Source organism: Cupriavidus sp. SZY C1 (assembly GCF_032190535.1).
Taxonomy (GTDB): Bacteria; Pseudomonadota; Gammaproteobacteria; order Burkholderiales; family Burkholderiaceae; genus Cupriavidus; species Cupriavidus pauculus_C.
Genome location: NZ_JAUANU010000001.1, coordinates 869,728 through 888,168 on the forward strand (window position 1 = coordinate 869,728; position 18,441 = coordinate 888,168).

General features: G+C 67.6%; 15 protein-coding genes and 1 rRNA gene. 5 read left to right on the forward strand and 11 right to left on the reverse strand.

Annotation, left to right across the window (positions count from 1 at the left end):
• The first annotated feature begins 59 nt into the window (after positions 1-59).
• From QTN24_RS04070 to QTN24_RS04080, 3 genes are all read left to right on the forward strand, one after another.
• Positions 60-1,061, forward strand: a complete 1,002-nt coding sequence (locus tag QTN24_RS04070; protein ID WP_313835363.1) for a tripartite tricarboxylate transporter substrate binding protein — start codon at positions 60-62, stop codon at positions 1,059-1,061.
• A 69-nt stretch (positions 1,062-1,130) separates the two neighbouring features.
• Complete coding sequence (locus tag QTN24_RS04075; protein ID WP_124683188.1) at positions 1,131-1,640, forward strand: MarR family winged helix-turn-helix transcriptional regulator; 510 nt, start codon at positions 1,131-1,133, stop codon at positions 1,638-1,640.
• 26 nt (positions 1,641-1,666) lie between these two features.
• A complete protein-coding gene (locus tag QTN24_RS04080; protein ID WP_313835364.1) occupies positions 1,667-2,119 on the forward strand; it encodes a hypothetical protein in 453 nt (150 codons plus the stop codon).
• A 62-nt stretch (positions 2,120-2,181) separates the two neighbouring features.
• Here QTN24_RS04080 and QTN24_RS04085 read toward each other — a convergent pair whose 3' ends face one another.
• From QTN24_RS04085 to QTN24_RS04100, 4 genes are all read right to left on the reverse strand, one after another.
• A complete protein-coding gene (locus QTN24_RS04085; RefSeq protein ID WP_124683186.1) occupies positions 2,182-3,864 on the reverse strand; it encodes a long-chain fatty acid--CoA ligase in 1,683 nt (560 codons plus the stop codon).
• 194 nt (positions 3,865-4,058) lie between these two features.
• Positions 4,059-4,727: a TetR/AcrR family transcriptional regulator gene (locus QTN24_RS04090; RefSeq protein ID WP_216643972.1), complete on the reverse strand. Its 669-nt coding sequence runs from the start codon at positions 4,725-4,727 to the stop codon at positions 4,059-4,061.
• A 51-nt stretch (positions 4,728-4,778) separates the two neighbouring features.
• The gene (locus tag QTN24_RS04095) at positions 4,779-5,921 is read right to left on the reverse strand and encodes an aminopeptidase (RefSeq protein WP_313835365.1); all 1,143 of its coding nucleotides are present in this window, start codon (positions 5,919-5,921) and stop codon (positions 4,779-4,781) included.
• Entirely contained in the window at positions 5,918-8,023 is a 2,106-nt protein-coding gene (locus QTN24_RS04100; protein WP_124683183.1) for a molybdopterin-dependent oxidoreductase, read from the reverse strand. The genes QTN24_RS04095 and QTN24_RS04100 overlap by 4 nt, the downstream gene beginning before the upstream one ends.
• A 329-nt stretch (positions 8,024-8,352) precedes the next feature.
• Here QTN24_RS04100 and QTN24_RS04105 point away from each other — a divergent pair, with 329 nt between their 5' ends.
• Positions 8,353-9,549: an ABC transporter substrate-binding protein gene (locus tag QTN24_RS04105; protein WP_313835366.1), complete on the forward strand. Its 1,197-nt coding sequence runs from the start codon at positions 8,353-8,355 to the stop codon at positions 9,547-9,549.
• Positions 9,550-9,726: 177 nt separating this feature from the next.
• Here QTN24_RS04105 and QTN24_RS04110 read toward each other — a convergent pair whose 3' ends face one another.
• The 5 genes from QTN24_RS04110 to QTN24_RS04130 form a co-directional block, all read right to left on the reverse strand.
• The gene (locus QTN24_RS04110) at positions 9,727-10,785 is read right to left on the reverse strand and encodes an ABC transporter ATP-binding protein (protein ID WP_313835367.1); all 1,059 of its coding nucleotides are present in this window, start codon (positions 10,783-10,785) and stop codon (positions 9,727-9,729) included.
• A complete protein-coding gene (locus QTN24_RS04115; protein WP_313835368.1) occupies positions 10,782-11,780 on the reverse strand; it encodes an ABC transporter ATP-binding protein in 999 nt (332 codons plus the stop codon). Before QTN24_RS04115 ends, QTN24_RS04110 begins: the two co-directional genes overlap by 4 nt.
• A gap of 18 nt (positions 11,781-11,798) precedes the next feature.
• On the reverse strand, positions 11,799-12,731 hold the full coding sequence (locus tag QTN24_RS04120) for an ABC transporter permease (RefSeq protein WP_124683179.1): 933 nt from the start codon (positions 12,729-12,731) through the stop codon (positions 11,799-11,801).
• A gap of 3 nt (positions 12,732-12,734) precedes the next feature.
• A complete protein-coding gene (locus tag QTN24_RS04125; RefSeq protein WP_313835369.1) occupies positions 12,735-13,712 on the reverse strand; it encodes an ABC transporter permease in 978 nt (325 codons plus the stop codon).
• Positions 13,713-13,881: 169 nt separating this feature from the next.
• Positions 13,882-15,483, reverse strand: a complete 1,602-nt coding sequence (locus tag QTN24_RS04130; RefSeq protein ID WP_124683177.1) for an ABC transporter substrate-binding protein — start codon at positions 15,481-15,483, stop codon at positions 13,882-13,884.
• A 316-nt stretch (positions 15,484-15,799) separates the two neighbouring features.
• Between QTN24_RS04130 and QTN24_RS04135 the strand changes: the two genes are divergently transcribed.
• Positions 15,800-16,993, forward strand: coding sequence for a M20 aminoacylase family protein (locus QTN24_RS04135; RefSeq protein ID WP_313835370.1), 1,194 nt, complete (start codon positions 15,800-15,802; stop codon positions 16,991-16,993).
• Between the two features lie 43 nt (positions 16,994-17,036).
• On the opposite strand, the gene QTN24_RS04140 is transcribed toward QTN24_RS04135, so the two are convergent.
• Together QTN24_RS04140 and rrf are read right to left on the reverse strand one after the other, a co-directional pair.
• The gene (locus tag QTN24_RS04140; protein ID WP_409558979.1) at positions 17,037-17,972 is read right to left on the reverse strand and encodes a DUF3047 domain-containing protein; all 936 of its coding nucleotides are present in this window, start codon (positions 17,970-17,972) and stop codon (positions 17,037-17,039) included.
• A 250-nt stretch (positions 17,973-18,222) separates the two neighbouring features.
• Positions 18,223-18,336: ribosomal RNA gene (gene rrf, locus QTN24_RS04145) — 5S ribosomal RNA — on the reverse strand.
• Positions 18,337-18,441 lie beyond the last annotated feature (105 nt).

Below are 18,441 nucleotides of genomic sequence, written 5' to 3' on the forward strand. Positions count from 1 at the left end.
GCCAAACTAGAATGGCCTGCAGACCGGAACACCCGGCCGCCATACCTGGAGACCTTGCCATGCACGCACCCCGCCGGCGCACCCTCGCGCTGTTCCTGTCGATCGCCCTGGGGCCGCTGGCCGCGGCGTCCGTCCATGCCAGCGACGCCTATCCCGCCCGGCCGATCCGGCTGGTCGTGCCGTTCCCGGCCGGCGGCACCACCGACATCATGGCGCGCGCCGTATCGGCCGAGCTGTCGAAGCTGCCCGGCTGGAACGTGGTGGTCGACAACAAACCCGGCGCGGGCGGCAACATCGGCTCGGACATCGTCGCCAAGGCGGCGCCGGACGGCTACACGCTGCTGATGGGCACGGTCGGCACGCACGGCATCAACCAGTCGCTGTACGGCAAGCTGCCGTTCGATCCGATCAAGGATTTCGCGCCGATCACGCTGGTGGCGGCCGTGCCGAACGTGCTGGTGGTCAACCCGGCGTTCGCGCAGCAGAACAAGATCAACTCGGTGAACGACCTGATCGCCTACGCGCGCGCCAATCCGGGCAAGCTGAACATGGCGTCCAGCGGCAACGGCACGTCGATCCACCTGGCCGGCGAGCTGTTCAAGACCCAGACCAAGACGTTCATGGTCCATTTTCCGTACCGCGGCAGCGGCCCGGCGCTGACCGACATGACGGGCGGCACGATGCAGGTGATGTTCGACAACCTGCCGTCGTCGATGCAGCTGATCAAGTCCGGCAAGCTCAAGGCGCTGGCGGTGACCAGCGCCAAGCCGTCGCCGGCGCTGCCGGGAGTGCCCACGGTGGCCCAGGCCGCGAACCTGCCCAACTTCGAGGCCAGTTCGTGGTTTGGCCTGCTGGCGCCGGCCGGCACGCCGCCGGAGATCATCCACCGCATCCAGCAGGAAGTGTCCAAGAGCCTCGGCACGCCGGCCGTGCGCGAGCGGCTGGTGGCCCAGGGCGCCGAGCCCAGCGGCAACACGCCCGAGCAGTTCGCCGCGCTGATCCGCGCCGAGACCACCAAGTGGGCCAAGGTGGTCAAGGACTCGGGCGCCAAGGTCGACTAGGCCGGGCGCCAGCCCGCCCCGGCAGCGCATATACTTGAGGCATCAAATGTTCGAGCTTCCCGGATCACGATGCCCAATCCTTCCGCCGCCAGCAGCGCCGCCACCGAGGGCGCCCCGGTAGACCTGGAAACCAGTGCCGGGGAATCGGAGCACGAGGCGCTGCGGCTCTGGCTGCGCCTGCTGACCTGCACCACGCTGATCGAGGGCGACATCCGCTCGCGCCTGCGCCAGGAGTTCGCGGTGACGCTGCCGCGTTTCGACCTGATGTCGCAGCTCGACCGCCATCCCGAGGGACTCAAGATGGGCGAGCTGTCGCGCCGCATGATGGTGACCGGCGGCAACGTCACCGGCATCACCGACCAGCTCCAGCAAGAGGGCCTGGTCACGCGCGAGGCACTGCCCACCGACCGCCGCGCCTACCTGATCCGCCTGACCCCGGCCGGCCGCGAGGCCTTCTCGCGCATGGCCAGCGCCCACGAGGGCTGGGTGGAACAATTGTTCGCCGGGCTTGCCGAAACGGACAGGCGCGCCCTCTTCCGACTGCTGGGACGCCTCAAAACCAGCCTGAGCTCGCCATGACCCAATCCGCCCGCCCCGCCCGACCCATGCTTCCCCGCGTCCTCCCCGCCATGGCCGCCGCCTGCCTGCTGGCCGCCTGCAGCAGCACGCCCACGCCACCGCAGGTGACGCCGATCAACGCCACGGTCAAGCTGGGGCGGGTGACGGAGAAAACCTTCGTGTCGCGCGTGGAAGTGCCGCAGGGGTCCAGCTACGGTGGCTACAGCAGCGTGGGCGGCGTGGCCGCGGGGGGTGGCGGTGGCGGTGGCGGCGGGGGTGCGTTGGGCGTGGGCTTCGCGGTGGATCTGACCCAGCTTTTCCGCAAGCCGCAGCCGCCGCTGCTGATGGACCTGTTCCAGTACAAGGTCCGTACGGCCGACGGGCTGGTGGCCGAAGTCAACGGCCCCGCCGCGCCGGGCCTGGAGCCGGGCGCGTGCGTCAGGCTGATCTATCCGGACGGGACCACCCAGCCGCAGCTTGCGCCGTCGAACGAGTGTTGAGGAGGGAGGGGGCGGCCCCCCTGCCGCAGTGCGGCAGAGAGGCGCGCGTCAGGCAGCCGTGATCAGGCCGCCTTCCTGCTGTCGCGCAGTTCGCGGCGCAGGATCTTGCCGACGTTGGTCTTCGGCAGTTCGGTGCGGAATTCCACGTACTTCGGACGCTTGTAGCCGGTCAGGCGGTCCTTGCAGTACGCGATCACGTCGGCCTCGGACAGCGCCGGATCCTTCTTCACGACGAACAGCTTGACCACCTCGCCCGAATGCTGGTCGGGCACGCCCACGGCGGCCACTTCCAGCACGCCCGGGCATTCGGCGACCACGCCTTCCACCTCGTTCGGATACACGTTGAAGCCCGAGACCAGGATCATGTCCTTCTTGCGGTCGACGATCTTCGTGTAGCCGCGCTCGTCCATGATGCCGATGTCGCCGGTCTTGAAGAAGCCGTCCGGCGTCATGACCTTGGCGGTCTCGTCCGGGCGGTTCCAGTAGCCGGCCATCACCTGCGGGCCGCGCAGGCAGATCTCGCCCGGCTGGCCCAGCGGCAGTTCGTTGCCGTCGTCGTCGCGGATCGACACCTCGGTGGACGGCAGCGGCAGCCCGATCGTGCCCGAGAACGTGTCCGTATCGGTCGGGTTGCAGGTGGCCGAAGGCGACGTCTCCGACAGGCCGTAGCCCTCGATGATCGGGCAGCCGGTCTTGGCCAGCCAGTTCTTGGCCACCGCTTCCTGCACGGCCATGCCGCCGCCGTTGGCCACGCGCAGGCCCGAGCAGTCGATCTTGCCGAAGTCCGGGTGGTTCAGCAGCGCGTTGTAGAGCGTGTTCACGGCCGGGAACATGTGGAACTTGTACTTCTGCAGTTCCTTGATGAAGCCCGGGATGTCGCGAGGATTCGGGATCAGGATGCTCAGCCCGCCGCTACGCATGCCCAGCAGGCAGCAGACCGTCAGCGCGAAGATGTGGTACAGCGGCAGCGCCGTGATCGTCACCACCTGGTCGATATGGGCGCCCTTGGCCAGCGCCGGCTGCATCCACGCCTCGGACTGCAGCACGTTGGCCACGATGTTCCGGTGCAGCAGCGTGGCACCCTTGGACACGCCCGTGGTGCCGCCCGTGTATTGCAGGAACGCGATGTCGTCCGGCCCGGTATCCACCGGCTTGAGTTCCATGGCGCGCGATTCGGCCAGCACGTCGTTGAAGCGCACGCAGTTGGGCAGCTCCCACGCCGGCACCATCTTCTTGACGTTGCGCACCACGAAATTGACGATGGCGCCCTTCAGCCCGCCCAGCATGTCGCCCATGCTGGCCACCACCACATGCTTGACCGGCGTGGCCGCCAGCACGGCCTGCAGCGTGGCGGCAAAGTTTTCCAGGATGAAGATCGCCTCGGCGCCGCTGTCCTTGAGCTGGTGCTCCAGCTCGCGCGGCGTGTACAGCGGGTTGACGTTGACCACCACGTAGCCGGCGCGCAGCACGGCGGCCAGCACCACCGGGTACTGCAGCACGTTCGGCATCATGATGGCCACGCGCGCGCCCGGACGCAGGCCGCGCGACTGGAGCCACGCCGCCACCTGGCGCGACAGGCGGTCGAGTTCGCCGTAGGTAATGGCGCGGTCCATGCAGATGAACGCGCGCCGGTCGGCGTAGGTACGGAACGAGTGCTCAAGCAACTGGGCCAGCGAACGGAACTGACTGGCGTCGATCTCTGCCGGTACGCCTGCCGGATAGTGTTTCAGCCACAGCTTTTCCATACCGTCTCCTGAATTTCTGAATGGTCGTTCGATTTTTGGGGAATGCTAAACGCGTGCCCCATGTAAAGACAACCCGTTAGACGAAGTCCTCCACGAACGGGAGCGTAGAAATCGTGGATTATGCGGCACCCGGCGCCGGCTTCAAGGGAATACCCTGACAAAATCGGCGCCCATCGCCACAACCTTGGCCGCGGTCAAGCCGGCGGCAGCACCAGCTTCATCATGTTGCGCGCCAGTTCCTGGGCCAGCGCCTCGGCGTCCATGCGGCCGGGCTCGTGCCAGGTGTACATGAAGCCGATCACACCGCCCATGGAATGCGCGGTCACGCGCGCGTCGCCGAACGCGAACACACCGGTGGCGCGCCCTTCCTCCAGCAGGCCGTACAGGTCGCGGTAGAAATCGCGCGCCATGGCGTTGAGCCAGTCCACGGTGTCCGGCTTCAGGTACTGGTTGTCGCGAAAGCTCAGCGCGGCGGCCACGTGGCAGCGCACGCAGCGGCGTGCCATTTCCAGCAGGCAGGCGTGCAGCCGCTCGCGCACGGGCAGCGCCGGGTTGGCGGTCTCGCGGATCACCGGCAAGCAGGTCTGGGCCGATTCGCGGCACAGGATGTCGAAGATCTCGTACTTGTCGGCGAAGTAGTAGTAGACGGCCGGCTTGGTCACGCCCAGCGCCCGGCACAGGTCGTTCATCGTCATGCCAGGGTAGCCCTTGGTGTAGAAGAGCTGCGCGGCCGTGTCCAGGATCTGGCGGCGGCGCGCTTCCTGCCGTTCGGCGATGTGCGAACGCGCGGGGCCGTCGTCGCTCAGGGACGCGGCTTCGGCGGCGCGCGGCGGGCTGCCGGCTTTTCGGGGGGCGTGAGACATGGCCGCCATTTTCGCATGCGTACCGCGCGTCACCATCGGGAAACTCCCGTGTCAGGGTTTCGACGTATCGGCACCGGCGCCGCCGCTGCCGCGCGCGGTGAGCGGCGTGACCTCGGTGGCCGGCGGGGCCAGCTGGCGCAGCGCGGCGTCGCGCTGGGCGGGCGGCAGGTCGCCGATCTGGCGCGCGGCGGCGTAGAAGCGCGTCCAGTCGCCACCGGACTGCGCCAGCAGCGCCGTGAACGCCGGCACCCATTGCTGGTACGTGGCCACGGCGGCCAGGTGGGCGTTGGTCAGCGGCTGGTCGAACCAGCGGTCGTAGCCGGTATAGCCGCCCCATTCGGTCTTCAGCGCCGCGTACTCCTGCCGCAGTTCGTCGAAGATCCGCGCCTTGCCCTGGCGCTTGGCCTCGTCGTCCAGCGGCGACTTGTAGAGCGTGACGAGCTTGTCGCGGGTGCCCAGCAGCATCGTGCGGAACTGGCGGCGGCGGCCGTCGTAGATCCGGTAGCTGGCGCGCGCGTCGGCCGAGCCCTCCTGGGCCAGCCAGCGCTCCACGCCGGCCACCTCGACGGCCGTCGCGAACGACTCGTTGAACGCCGTGTCGTTGCGCACGTAGACCACCTGGTGCGCCAGTTCGTGGAAGACCAGCCGCGCCAGTTCCCCCTCGGGCTGGTAGACGAAGGTGTTGAGCAGCGGATCGTCGAAATAGCCGAGCGTCGAGTAGGCGGGGATGCCGGCCACGTAGGTCTCGAAGCCGCTGCGGCGCAGGCCCTGCGCGTACTGTTCGGCATCGTCCTGGCTGTAGTAGCCGCGGTAGGTGATGCAGCCGACGATGGGGAAGCACCACTTGCGCAGGTCCATCGACAGCTCGGGCGTGGCGAACACGCTCCAGACCACGTAGGGCCGGTGCAGGTTGGCGTAGCGGCGGTAGCTGCCGTTGTCCGGCAGCTTCAGTTCACGCGAGGCGTAGTCGCGGATGCGGCGCGCCAGTTCCAGCCGCTGGGCCAGCCGGGCGTCGTTGGCGCCGTTGGCGGTGGCGATGGCGTCGTCCAGCGACTGCGCCGACGCCATCACGCCCAGGTGGCCGCCGATCGACTGGTAGTAATAGCCGACCGTGTCGCAGCCGGCCGCCAGCGCCAGCACGGCCAGTCCGGCAAGGACCGCCGCCACGCGCCGCAGGGCCGGCCAGCGCGTCATGATGCCAGGGCCCCGGTGCGCACCGCCTCCACTTCCACGAGGCAGTCATAGAACACCGGCGCGCGGCCCAGGTCGGTCAGGCGCTGGCTGGTCAGCTCGTTGGCGTTCTTGCCGTCCGGCGCCAGCTTCTTCCACCAGATCGACAGCCCCACCACCAGCCCCTGCCGGGCCTTGTCGGTCACGCGGGCGCGTGCCTGCATGCTGCCGCGGTCGTTGTAGGCGCGCACCATGTCGCCATGGGCAATGCCGCGCGCGGCGGCGTCCGCCGGGTGGATGTCCAGGTGCGGTTCGCCTTCGGTGGCGCGCAGGCTGTCCACGTTGACGAACGAGCTGTTGAGGAAGTTGCGCGCCGGCGGAGAGATCATCGACAGCGGGTAGCGGGCGGCCAGCTCCGGCGCCGAGGCCGGGGTCTCGTACGGCGGCACGTAGGCCGGCACGGGGTCGAGCCCGTCGCGGGCCATCGCTTCCGAATAGAACTCGCACTTGCCCGACGCCGACGGGAAGCCGCCGTTGGCGAACGGCGCGGCGCCGATGTTGAGCCGCTGCCAGCCCTTGTCCTTCAGCGTCTCCCAGCTGATGCCCTCGGCGCGCGCGTCGCCGCGCAGGATGGCCTGGCTGGCGATGGTCTCGTCGCTATCGGCAAAGCACGGGTCGGTGAAGCCCATCCGCGCGGCCAGGCGGCGGAAGATCTCGGTGTTGGGCAGCGCCTGGCCCAGCGGGGCCACGGCCTGGTTGTTGGCCATGAAGTAGACGTGGCCGTAGGTCTTGTGCACGTCCACGTGTTCGAGCTGGGTCGTGGCCGGCAGCACGATGTCGGCGTAGTCGGCCGTATCGGTGCGGAAGTGTTCGAGCACCACGGTGAACAGGTCTTCGCGCCCGAACCCCTGGGCCACCTTCGACGATTCCGGCGCCACGGCCACCGGGTTGCTGTTGTAGACCACCACGGCCTCGATCTTCGGGCCGTTGCCCTGCGTGCCGTCGTCCAGCAGCGCGTCGCCGATGGTGCTCATGTTGACCGTGCGCGGTACGCGCGGCCAGTCGGGCAGCAGGTCCGGACGCTGCAGCGCGGCGGTGTCCACCGGGAAGAAGCCCGACGTCGACAGTTGCAGCCCGCCGGCCGCGTGCCGCCAGGCGCCCACCAGCGACGGCAGGCACGCCACGGCGCGCACGGCCTGGCCGCCGCCGCGCACGCGCTGCATGCCGTAGTTCAGGCGGATGGCCACCGGCTGGCGGTCCGTGACGGCCATCCTGCCGTACAGGCCGGCCAGCCATTCGATGTCTTCCACCGGCACGCCACAGATGCCGGCGGCCGTGGCCGGCGGAAAGTCCATCGCCCGCTCGCGCAACGCGTCAAAGCCCACCGTGTGCCGGGCGATGTAGTCGTGGTCCAGCAGGCCGTCGCGGATCAGCACGTGGATCATCGCCAGCGCCAGCGCGCCGTCGGTGCCGGGCATCGGCGCGATGTGGCGATGGCATTTCTCGGCCGTCAGCGACCGGTACGGATCGATCGCCACCAGCGTGGCGCCGCGGCGCTTGGCCTCCTGCACGCGCGTCCAGAAATGCAGGTTCGACGCGATCGGGTTGCCGCCCCAGATGATCACCAGCTTCGCGTCGACCACGTGCTCGATGTCCATCCCGACGCTCGCGCCATAGGTGTAGCGCAGCGCCGTGGCGCCGGCATTGGCACAGATCGTGCGATCAAGCAGCGACGCGCCGAGCTTGTGGAAGAACCGCGCGGCCATGCTTTCGCCCTGCACCAGCCCCATCGTGCCGGCGTAGCTGTACGGCACGATGGCCTCCGGGTTGCGGGCGGCGATGGCGGTCAGGCGGGTGGCGATCTCATCGAGCGCGGCGTCCCACGAGATCGGCTCGAACCGGCCCTCGCCCTTGCGGCCCACGCGGCGCAGCGGCGTCAGCACGCGGTCGGGGTGGTAGGTGCGCTCGGTGTAGCGCGACACCTTGGTGCAGAGCACGCCGCCGGTGGTGGGATGGTCCGGGTCGCCGGCAACCTTAGTGGCGCGGCCGTCCTCGACGGTGACGAGCAGCGCACAGGTATCGGGGCAATCATGGGGACAGGCGGCACGGACGATGCGGGTGGCCATGGTGGAATTCGGCAGGCAGTCAGACGGTGGGGGCGCCCGGCGCGGGCATGGTGGGGCGGATGGCCTGGCGCGCCTGTCAACGGCGACTGTGGCGCAGTGGCCTCGGCCGAACATTCCGGACCGGGAGAATTTGTTTGGCTCCGATTGTATTCGATTATGATGTGCCGGCGCAGTCAGGGCCCGCCCCGCACTGTCCGGCCCGGCACGGGCCGGCACCCGTACCGGCACAAGATCCGGACGGGGTGCGCGGGGTCCGCAAGCTGCGACAAAGCAGCGGGTAGCAACAACAAGCAACAACAACGTTTGACGGATTTTTGACGGGGATTCACATGGGTTTCACATACGGGGTCAAGCGCCGGCGCGTGGTCGGCCTGATGATGGCGGCCGCGCTCGCGGCCAGCGGCGCCACCGGGGCCGCCTTTGCCGCGAACACCACGGCCGGCGAGTCCGGCGTTACCGCAGACACCATCCTGCTCGGCCAGTCCGCCGCGCTGTCCGGCCCCACCGCGGTGCTCGGCAAGCAGATGAACGCCGGCGCCCGCCTCTACTTCGACGCCGTGAACAGCCAGGGCGGCGTGTTCGGCCGCAAGATCGAACTCCGCGTGCTGGACGACGCCTACGAGCCCGACGAGGCCATCAAGAACACGAAGAAGCTGATCGAGGAAGACCACGTCTTTGCGCTGTTCGGCTACGTGGGCACGCCGACCAGCCAGGCCGCGCTGCTGCTGGTCAACCAGGCACGCATCCCGTTCTTCGCGCCGTTCACGGGCGCCCAGACGCTGCGCGAGCCGCACAGCCGCTATGTGTTCCACGTGCGGGCCGGCTACGAGGAGGAGACGGCCGCCATCGTGCGCCAGATCCGCACCACCGGGCTCAAGCGCATCGCCGTGGTCTACAACGATGATGGCTACGGCAAGGCCGGGCTGGCCGGCATCGAGCACGCGATCAAGTTGCTGCCGGCGGACAGCGGCGTGAAGCTGGTGGCGCAGTCCAGCGTGATCCGCAACACCGTGGAGATTGGCGACGCGATGCAGGAGGCCATGAAGGCCAAGCCCGACGCCGTGGTGCTGATCAGCGCCTACCGGACGGCCGGCGCGTTCGTGAAGGAAGCGCTGCGCCGCAACTACAGCGGGCAGTTCTACAACGTGTCGTTCGTCGGCACGCAGGCGCTGGCCAAGGAAGTGGGCCCGCAAGGCAGCGGCGTGATCATCTCGCAGGTGATGCCCCACCCGGGCAACGCCACGCTGCCCGTGGTGCGCGAATACCTGCGCCTGCTCCAGGCCGCCGGCAAGCAGAACGCGTTCGACTACGCCAGCATCGAAGGCTTCATCGCCGCCAAGGCGTTCGTCGAGGGCCTGCGCCGCGCCGGCAAGGACCTGACCCGCGAGCGCTTTGTCATGGCGCTGGAAAGCATGCGCAACGTCGATCTGGGCGGCTTCATCGTCCAGTTCGGCCCGGACAACCACGTGGGCTCGAAATTCGTCGAAATGACGATCATCAACTCGCGGGGGGTGGTGATTCGGTAGAGGCGGGTTCGCGCGTCCTCGCTGGTTTGCTCCCCTCTCCCGCCTGCGGGAGAGGGGTCGGGGGAGAGGGCCGGCGGCTCACATTGCGACCGTGGTCGGCAAGCAGCGCCTCAATGCCCTCTCCCCCAGCCCCTCTCCCACGTTGTGGGAGAGGGGAGCAAACCAATCTGTCCCTCGCTAGCCCATGTCATTCAGATGGCAAGCCGACCACCGCAACGGGGCGATTTCCTTCAGCGCGGGCTGTTCGGTGGTGCAGCGGGGCATCGCGTGCGGGCAGCGCGGGTGGAAGTGGCAGCCCGTGGGGGGATGGAGCGGCGACGGAATCTCGCCGCGGATCGCCACGTAGGTTTTCTTGCCGACTTCGAGCTTGGGCGCCTCGGCCAGCAGCGCCTGGGTGTACGGATGGTTGGGCGCCGCGAACACCTGGTCGGTGGGCGCGGACTCCACCACGCGGCCCAGGTACATGATCACCACGCGGTCGCTGATGTGCTTGACCACGCCCAGGTCGTGGCTGATGAACAGGTAGGTCAGGTTCAGCTCTTCGCGCAGGCGCATGAACAGGTTCAGCACCTGGGCCTGGATCGACACGTCCAGCGCGGCCACCGATTCGTCGCAGACCAGGAATTCCGGCTTGACCGCCAGCGCCCGCGCGATGCCGATGCGGGCCCGCTGGCCGCCCGAGAACTGGTGCGGAAAGCGCCGCAGCACGGTCGGGTCCATGCCCACGCGCACCAGCATGTCCTCGACGTAGGCCTGCTGGGCGCCCTTGTCGACCATGCCGTGCACCACGGGCGCCTCGCCGACGATGTCCAGCACGCGCAGGCGCGGGTTCAGCGACGCGTACGGGTCCTGGAAGATCATCTGGATGCCAAGCTGCTTCTCGCGCTTCTTGTCGGGCGGCAGGCGGTCCAGGTCGGTGCCGCGCCAGAACCGCTCGCCCTCGGTCAGCGTATGCAGGCCCACGGCCATGCGGCCGAGCGTGGACTTGCCGCAGCCCGATTCGCCCACCAGCCCCACCACCTCGCCGGTGCGGATGGCGAGGTCCACCTTGTCCACGGCGTGCACCACTTCCATCTTCTGCTTCGCGCCGAAGACGTTGGCCAGCTTGGCTGCCACGTCCAGCGTCTTGACGAAGCGCTTGGACACGCCGCGCAATTCCAGCAGCGGCGCCGGCGGCGTGGCCGTTTCGGCGGGCAGCGGCGCGGCGGCCGGGTTGTCGATCACGGGCGTGTTCATGCGGCCTCCTGCTGGGCGTGCACCGGGTGGAAGCAGCGCAACTGGCGGCCGTCGGGCGCGACGTCGAGCGGCGGGTCGGTCTTGCAGACGTCGGTGGCGTAGGGACAGCGGTTGCGGAACGCGCAGCCGCCCGGCAGGTTCAGCAGCGACGGCGTCATGCCCGGGATCTGCCGCAGCGGCGTGCCGCGCGGGTTGCGCGACGGCGCCGAGCCGATCAGCCCGTGCGTATAGGGATGCTCCGGGCGCTCCAGCACCTGGCGGACATCGCCCGATTCGACGATGCGGCCCGCGTACATCACGCAGACCTTGTCGGCCAGGCCGGCCACCACGGACAGGTCGTGCGTGATCCAGATCAGGGCCGTGCCCGATTCGCGGCACAGCGTCTGCATCTCGTAGAGGATCTGGCCCTGGATGGTGACGTCCAGCGCCGTGGTCGGTTCGTCGGCGATGATCAGGTCGGGCTTGTTCAGCAGCGCAATGGCGATGGCCACGCGCTGCCGCATGCCGCCCGAGAACTGGTGCGGATAGGCCAGCAGCCGCTCGTCCGGCGACGGGATACCCACGCGGGCCAGCGCGTTGCGGGCCCGTTCGCGCGCGGCGGCCTTGCTGACGTTGTCGTGCGCGCGCACCGCCTCGATCATCTGGGTGTCGATGCGCAGCACAGGGTTCAGCGTCATCATCGGGTCCTGGAAGATCATGGCGATGCGGTTGCCGCGCACGTCGCGCTGCTGGGCCGGCGTCAGCGCGCGCAGGTCGCGCGTCACGCCGTCGCGGCTGGTCAGGGCGATGCGGCCGTCCACGACCTTGCCCGGCGGATCGATCAGTCCCATGATCGAATAGCCGGTCATCGACTTGCCCGAGCCCGATTCGCCGACCAGGCCCATGATCTCGCCACGGCCGACCGAGAACGAGACGTCGTCGACGGCCCGCGCCACGCCGGCACGCGTGAAGAATTGCGTCTTGAGGTGTTCCACGACCAGGGTGGGCTGTGTCATCTTGGCGCTCCTGGCGGGTTATTGGGTCTGCAGGCGCGGGTTCAGCACGTCGCGCAACTGGTCGGCCACGAGGTTCATCGCGACGATCGTGATGACCAGCGCGATGCCGGGGAAGAAGCTGATCCAGTACTTGCCGGACAGCATGTACTGCTGGCCGTTGGCGATCAGCATGCCCAGCGACGGCTCCGTCACGGGCACGCCCAGCCCCAGGAACGACAGCGTGGCCTCCAGCGTGATGGCCGACGCCACCTGCAGCGCGGCGATCACGATCAGCGGCGGCAGGCAGTTCGGCAGCAGGTGGCGGAACATGATACGGCGCGGGGGCAGGCCAAGGCAGGTGGCGGCCTCGATGTATTCCTTGCGCCGCTCCACCAGCGCCGCGCTGCGCGTGGTGCGCGCGTAGTACGCCCACTGCACGGCCACCAGCGCGATCACGATGTTGCCGATACCGGGCCGCAGGAACGCCAGCAGGATCAGCGCCAGCAGGATCGGCGGGAACGAGAGCTGCAGGTCGGCCACGCGCATGATGAACGCCTCGGTGCGGCCGCCCAGGAAGCCGGCCAGCAGCCCGAGCGTGGCGCCCAGCAGCAGCGCGATCACCGTGCTGACCACGCCCACGCCGACGCTGATGCGCAGCCCGTACATCACGGCCGACAGCATGTCGCGGCCCTGCTCGTCGGACCCCATCACGAACGTCATGCCGGTGCCGGACTGCTCGCCCGGGGCCAGCCGGGCGTCGAGCACGTCCAGCGTGGCCAGGTCGTACGGGTTCTGCGGGGCCAGGAACGGCGCCAGGATCGCGATCAGCACGATCAGCACCAGCGTGGCCAGCCCCAGCACGGCCAGCTTGCTGGCGAAGAACTGCCGCGCGAAGCGGCGCCGCGGGGTCTCTTCCTTGACGGCGCGGGGCGCCTGGGCCGGTGCCGGCTCGGGGAGGGTCGAAGTGCTCATGGCTTACCCCTTGTTGTCGGCGATGCGCACGCGCGGATCGAGCAGGCTGTAGACGATGTCCACCAGCAGGTTGATCAGGATAAACAGCGTCACGATCACCATCAGGTAGGCGACGATGACGGGGCGGTCCAGCAACTGGATCGAGTCGATGATCAGCTTGCCCATGCCGGGCCACGCGAAGATCGACTCCGTGACGATGGCGAACGCGATGATCGAGCCAAACTGGAGCGCGATCACGGTCACGATCGGGATCAGAATATTCTTAAGAACGTGGACGCCGACGATGCGCGTGTTCGACAGCCCCTTGGCGCGCGCGAACTTCACGTAGTCCTGCAGCATCGCCTCCTGGGTGCCGGCGCGCGTGAGCCGGATCACCATGGCGATGTTCAGCAGCGACAGCGTCACGGCCGGCAGGATCAGGTGGCGGATGCCGTCCACGGTCAGGAAGCTCAGCGGCACGCCGAGCACGCGGACCGTCTCGCCGCGCCCGTTCGACGGCAGCCAGCCAAGCTGCACCGCGAAGACCATGATCAGCATCAGCCCGACCCAGAACGTGGGCAGCGAGAAGCCCAGGATCGACACCGTCATGATGGTCTTGCCCGCCACGCCGTTGGGCCGCAGCCCGGCCCACAGCCCCAGCGGGATACCGAGCACGATGGCCAGCAGGATGGCGCAGATCGCCAGTTCCAGCGTGGCCGGCATGCGTTCGAAAATAAGCCGCAGCGCCGGCGTGCCATGGGCGAACGAGATACCGAGGTTTCCGTGCAGGGCGTTCTGCAGGAAGATCCAGTACTGCTCCCATAGCGGTTTGTCCAGGCCGAGGGCGGCGATGGTGCGTTTGATGTCCTCCTGGTCGGCCTGCGGGCTGATCAGGATGTCGATCGGGTTCCCGATCGCAAAAACGCCAAGAAAGACGAGCAGCGACATGACCAGCAGCACGACCACGCTCTGCATCAGTCGCCGGATGATGAAGACCAGCATGTTCCAGACGCTTTTCCTTTCGCTGGCACGCGCGTGACGCACCGCCAGCGGGTTCGCGGCCCACGGGGGACATCGTGGGAAAACCGCCCCGGCGCCGCGTGGACGCCGGGGCCGCGATCATACCGGAGCCGCCGGCACCCGGCTGGCGGCCCCGCCCTGCCCGGCCGGCTTACTGGGCCGGCTTGAACAGGTGCGCGTAGGTGCGCTCGTCGGTACGCGGCACGTACGTGATGCCCTTCTGCGTGGCCCACGTGGTCACCTGATGGTGGACCGGGATGATGCCGCCGTCCAGCACGACAATGGCCGTGGCCTCCTGCAGCAGCTTGGAGCGCTCGGTGTCGTCCACCGTCGCCAGCGCCTTTTCCAGCACCGCGTCCATCTTCGGATTGCAGTACTCGCCCCAGTTGGTCGTGCCGAAGCCCTTCTTGGCGTCCTCGCAGGCCACCAGCGCGCGCAGCGGCGAGCTGACCTCGCCGGTCTGGGCGCCCCAGCCGACCAGGCCGAACGACCACTCTCGCTTGATCGCCTTCGACGAGTACGTGGCCATCGGCATGCCTTCCACCTTGGTATTGATGCCGATCCGCGTCAGGTTCTGGGCGATGGTCTGGGCAATCTTCTCATCGTTGACGTAGCGGTTGTTCGGCGTGTGGAGCGTCAGCCCGAAGCCGTTGGGGTAGCCCGCGTCGGCCAGCATCTTCTTGGCCGCCTCCGGGTCGTACTTGAGCGTCTTGAGCTGCGGGTTGTGGCCGAACAGCGTGGGCGGCACGAGGTTGTTGGTCGGCTCCGACAGCCCTTCCATCAGCCGGTCCTTGATGCCCTGGCGGTTGATGGCCGTGCTGATGGCGATGCGCACGCGCGCGTCCTTGAGCGGGTTCTTGTCCATCGGCTGGCCTTCCTTCGTCGTCACGAACGGCGACTTGTCGCGCTTGACGTCGAAGTACAGGTAGATCACGCGGTGCGAGATCTTGGAGAAGAACGACAGCTTCGGGTCATTGCGCACTTTGGGCAGGTCGGGCGTCGGCACGTTCTCGATGGCCTGCACGTCGCCGGACAGCAGCGCCGCCAGCCGCGTGGCCGGGTTCGGGATGAAGCGCAGCGTCACTTTGTCCCAGGCCGGCTTGGCGCCCCAGTAGTCGGGGTTGCGCACCAGTTCCACCCGGTCGTCGCGCGCGTAGCTGACGAACTTGAACGGGCCGGTGCCGATCATGCCCTTGCCCTGCGCGAAGTCGTCGGAGGACAGGCCCTGCGTGGCCTTCTTCTGGACCATGAACACCGACGTCAGGTCGTTCAGCATCAACGGGTACGGCTGGTTGGTGGTGAGCTGGATCGTGTACTTGTCGATGATCTTCTTGTTGATGATCGCCTTGGTGTAGACGTCGAACTTGCCGGGGCTGTTGACGATCGTGGCCGGGCGGTCCAGCGACCAGGCGACGTCCTCGGTGGTCAGTTCGGTGCCGTCGTGCCACTTCACGCCGCGGCGCAGCTTGAATTCCCACGTGAGGTTGTTCACCAGCTTCCAGGACTCGGCCAGGCCGGGCACGACCTTGCTGTCCGGATCGAGCTTGATCAGCGATTCGAACACGTGCTCGGACACGTTGATGTTCGAGAAGAGATTATAGAAATGCGGATCCATTGAGGTCGGCGGCGAACTCATGGCGATCTTCAGATCGGCCGCCTGGGCCTGTGCGGCCAGGCCGAAGCCGAGGGCGCCGGTCAGCAGGGCCATACCGACGGCCTTGCCGACAGCCTTCTTGACGTGACGAAGGGACATCGCGCGATTCTCCCTGTGGGACTTGAAATGACGTTTAGGATCGGCCGCGCGGGAGCGTTGCGTCGGGCCGCATTTTGGTGCGGCATCCGTGCAGGGCAACGTGGCGCGCGACCGGCCGGGCACTTCAAGCATGAACTGTTCCAGCAGTGCCGGCCCGCCGCCATGCGGGGAAACCCACCCGCCAGGCAGTGCACGCGCGATGCTGCAATGCACGGGCGCGGTCGGCCGGGTGCGCGGAACGCCTTGTTTTGGCGCTTCTGCGATAGCCGTCGTATGATCGGGGTATCCAACCGCCCCACTTGCCTGGAACGGCATCATGAAGCTCATTCCCGAAATCCTGCAGGCGCAAGCCGAAATCCGCACCATCCGACGCGACATCCACGCGCATCCCGAACTGTGTTTCGAGGAGCAGCGCACCGCCGATGTGGTGGCGCAGAACCTGGAATCGTGGGGCATCGAGGTCCATCGCGGACTCGGCACGACCGGCCTGGTCGGCGTGATTCGCAACGGCAGCAGCAAGCGGGCCATCGGCCTGCGCGCCGACATGGACGCGCTGCCGCTGCAGGAAGCCAACACCTTCGGCCATCGGTCGCAGCACGCCGGCAAGATGCACGCGTGCGGCCACGACGGCCACACCGCGATGCTGCTGGGCGCCGCGCGCTACCTGGCCGAGCACCGCAACTTCGACGGCACCGTGCACCTGATCTTCCAGCCGGCCGAGGAAGGCGGCGGCGGCGCGCGCGAGATGATCAAGGATGGCCTGTTCGAGCGGTTTCCGTGCGACGCCGTGTTCGGCATGCACAACTGGCCCGGCATGCCGGTGGGGTCGTTCGGCACGACGGCCGGCCCGCTGATGGCATCGAGCAACGAATTCCGCATCACCGTGCGCGGCAAGGGCGCCCACGCCGCGATGCCGCACAATGGCTGCGACCCGGTGTTCACGGGCGCGCAGATCGTGTCGGCACTGCAGGGCATCATCACGCGCAACAAGCGGCCGATCGACACGGCCGTGATCTCGGTCACCCAGTTCCACGCCGGGGACGCGACGAACATCGTTCCGAACGAAGCCTGGCTGGGCGGCACCGTGCGCACGTTCACCGTGGAGGTGCTGGACCTGATCGAGCGGCGCATGGAAGAGGTTGCCCGGGCCGTGGCGCAGGCGTTCCATTGCACCATCGACTTCGAATTCCGCCGCAACTACCCGCCGACCATCAACAGCGCGGCCGAGGCGGCGTTTGCGGTGGAGATTGCCAGCGAGCTGGTGGGCGCGGAGAACGTCGACGGCAACGTCGAGCCGACCATGGGCGCCGAGGATTTCTCGTTCATGCTGCAGGAAAAGCCAGGCTGCTACCTGTTCATTGGCAACGGCGAAGGTGGGCACCGCGAGGCTGGCCACGGCATGGGGCCCTGCATGCTGCACAACCCGAGCTACGACTTCAACGACGAACTGCTGCCGGTGGGCTCGACGTTCTTCGTCAAGCTGGTGGAGAAGTGGCTGGCGCCAGCCTGATCACGGGACAGCCGGCTGGCCGCCCCTGCGTGGCGCCCGTCGCTCAGTCGATGGCGATGTCGCCGTACCACGCTTCCGCGCGACTCTTGGTGTTGTCGGTATCGGTCATCAGCCCCACCGCGAGCACCTTGCCCGGATCGGCGCCAAACGCCTTGCGGTAGTCGGCACGCAGGTCACGCTCGTGGCAACGCCATTCCTTGGTGTGCCGCGTGCCGGAATCGACGACGATCATGCGCACGCGGTCGGTGTGCGGATTGTTCAGGACAGTACCGGGCGGGCGCTTGCCGGCCCAGATGTACATCAGCGTGGCATAGGGCATCTCCCGCCCCGTCGTGATGCGCGCCATCTCGTACATCAACTGGTCTTTCAGCGACAACGTGGTCCGATCTCCGTCGAACGCCACGAAAATCCGTAGCGGCGCGTCTTCGCGATGGCTGACGGCGTTGTCGGCGACACGGATGACGTCGCTGGTCTTCCACATCCATCGCAACGTGCCCGGATCGCGCTGGACGAGCGGCACATAGAGGCCGGATGCCGAGGCGTCGGCCTGGGCATGAAGCACCAGGCGCCGGTCATCTTCGGTCAGCGAATAGCGGGTGGGCAGCTTGTTGCGATTGACGGTCCACGGGTGCCAGCCGGAGGGCTGGGCCATCGGACCCGAGGCTGCCGAGAACAGTGGCAACTGCGACAGCAACGGCAGCGAAGCCGGATCGGTTTCCGCTTCGCCATCGCCACCGGCGTCGGCGTCGGCCTCCGCGCCGGACTTCGCGATGCGATTGGCCAGCTCGAGCGGATCAGTCGGGATGGGGGATGCGGCGGCCTGCAACAGGCCCTTCCCCTTGAACGCCGCGCAGTTTCCATCGGAAACGGCAGCCATTTTGGACGGATCGATCGACACGACCGACGTGGATGCACAACCGGCAAGCGCGACCACGCTCACCAAACAAGCCAATGCTGGCCGAAACTTCATGGCCACGATACCCCCCGGACCCTGATACTTACCCGTTCGTCGAAATCCCAAGTTCCTGGCTATTCGGCGCCGAGGCTTTTGGTCTTGCAGACTGCTTCGTGCTGAATTTTTCAGCGCTTGAGCGAGAACATATCAGATGCCTCGGGGCGCCGGAATGCTCCGGTACCCTGAAAACAACAGGCAACATGACGGATCGCAATTCCGCCGCTGCCAAAGCAAAACCCCCAAGCTTTTGGGCTTGGGGGTTCTGGGTATAAGAGCCTGGCGATGACCTACTTTCACACGGGTAGTCCGCACTATCATCGGCGCAAAGTCGTTTCACGGTCCTGTTCGGGATGGGAAGGGGTGGTTCCAACTCGCTATGGTCACCAGGCATGAGGGGTTGCCGGCGCTGACGTGTGGTCAGCGCGGGCGAATCTGGGTGTAGTAAAGATATGGGGTTGTGCTGTATGCCTGTGGCACAGCGGAACACCAGGTA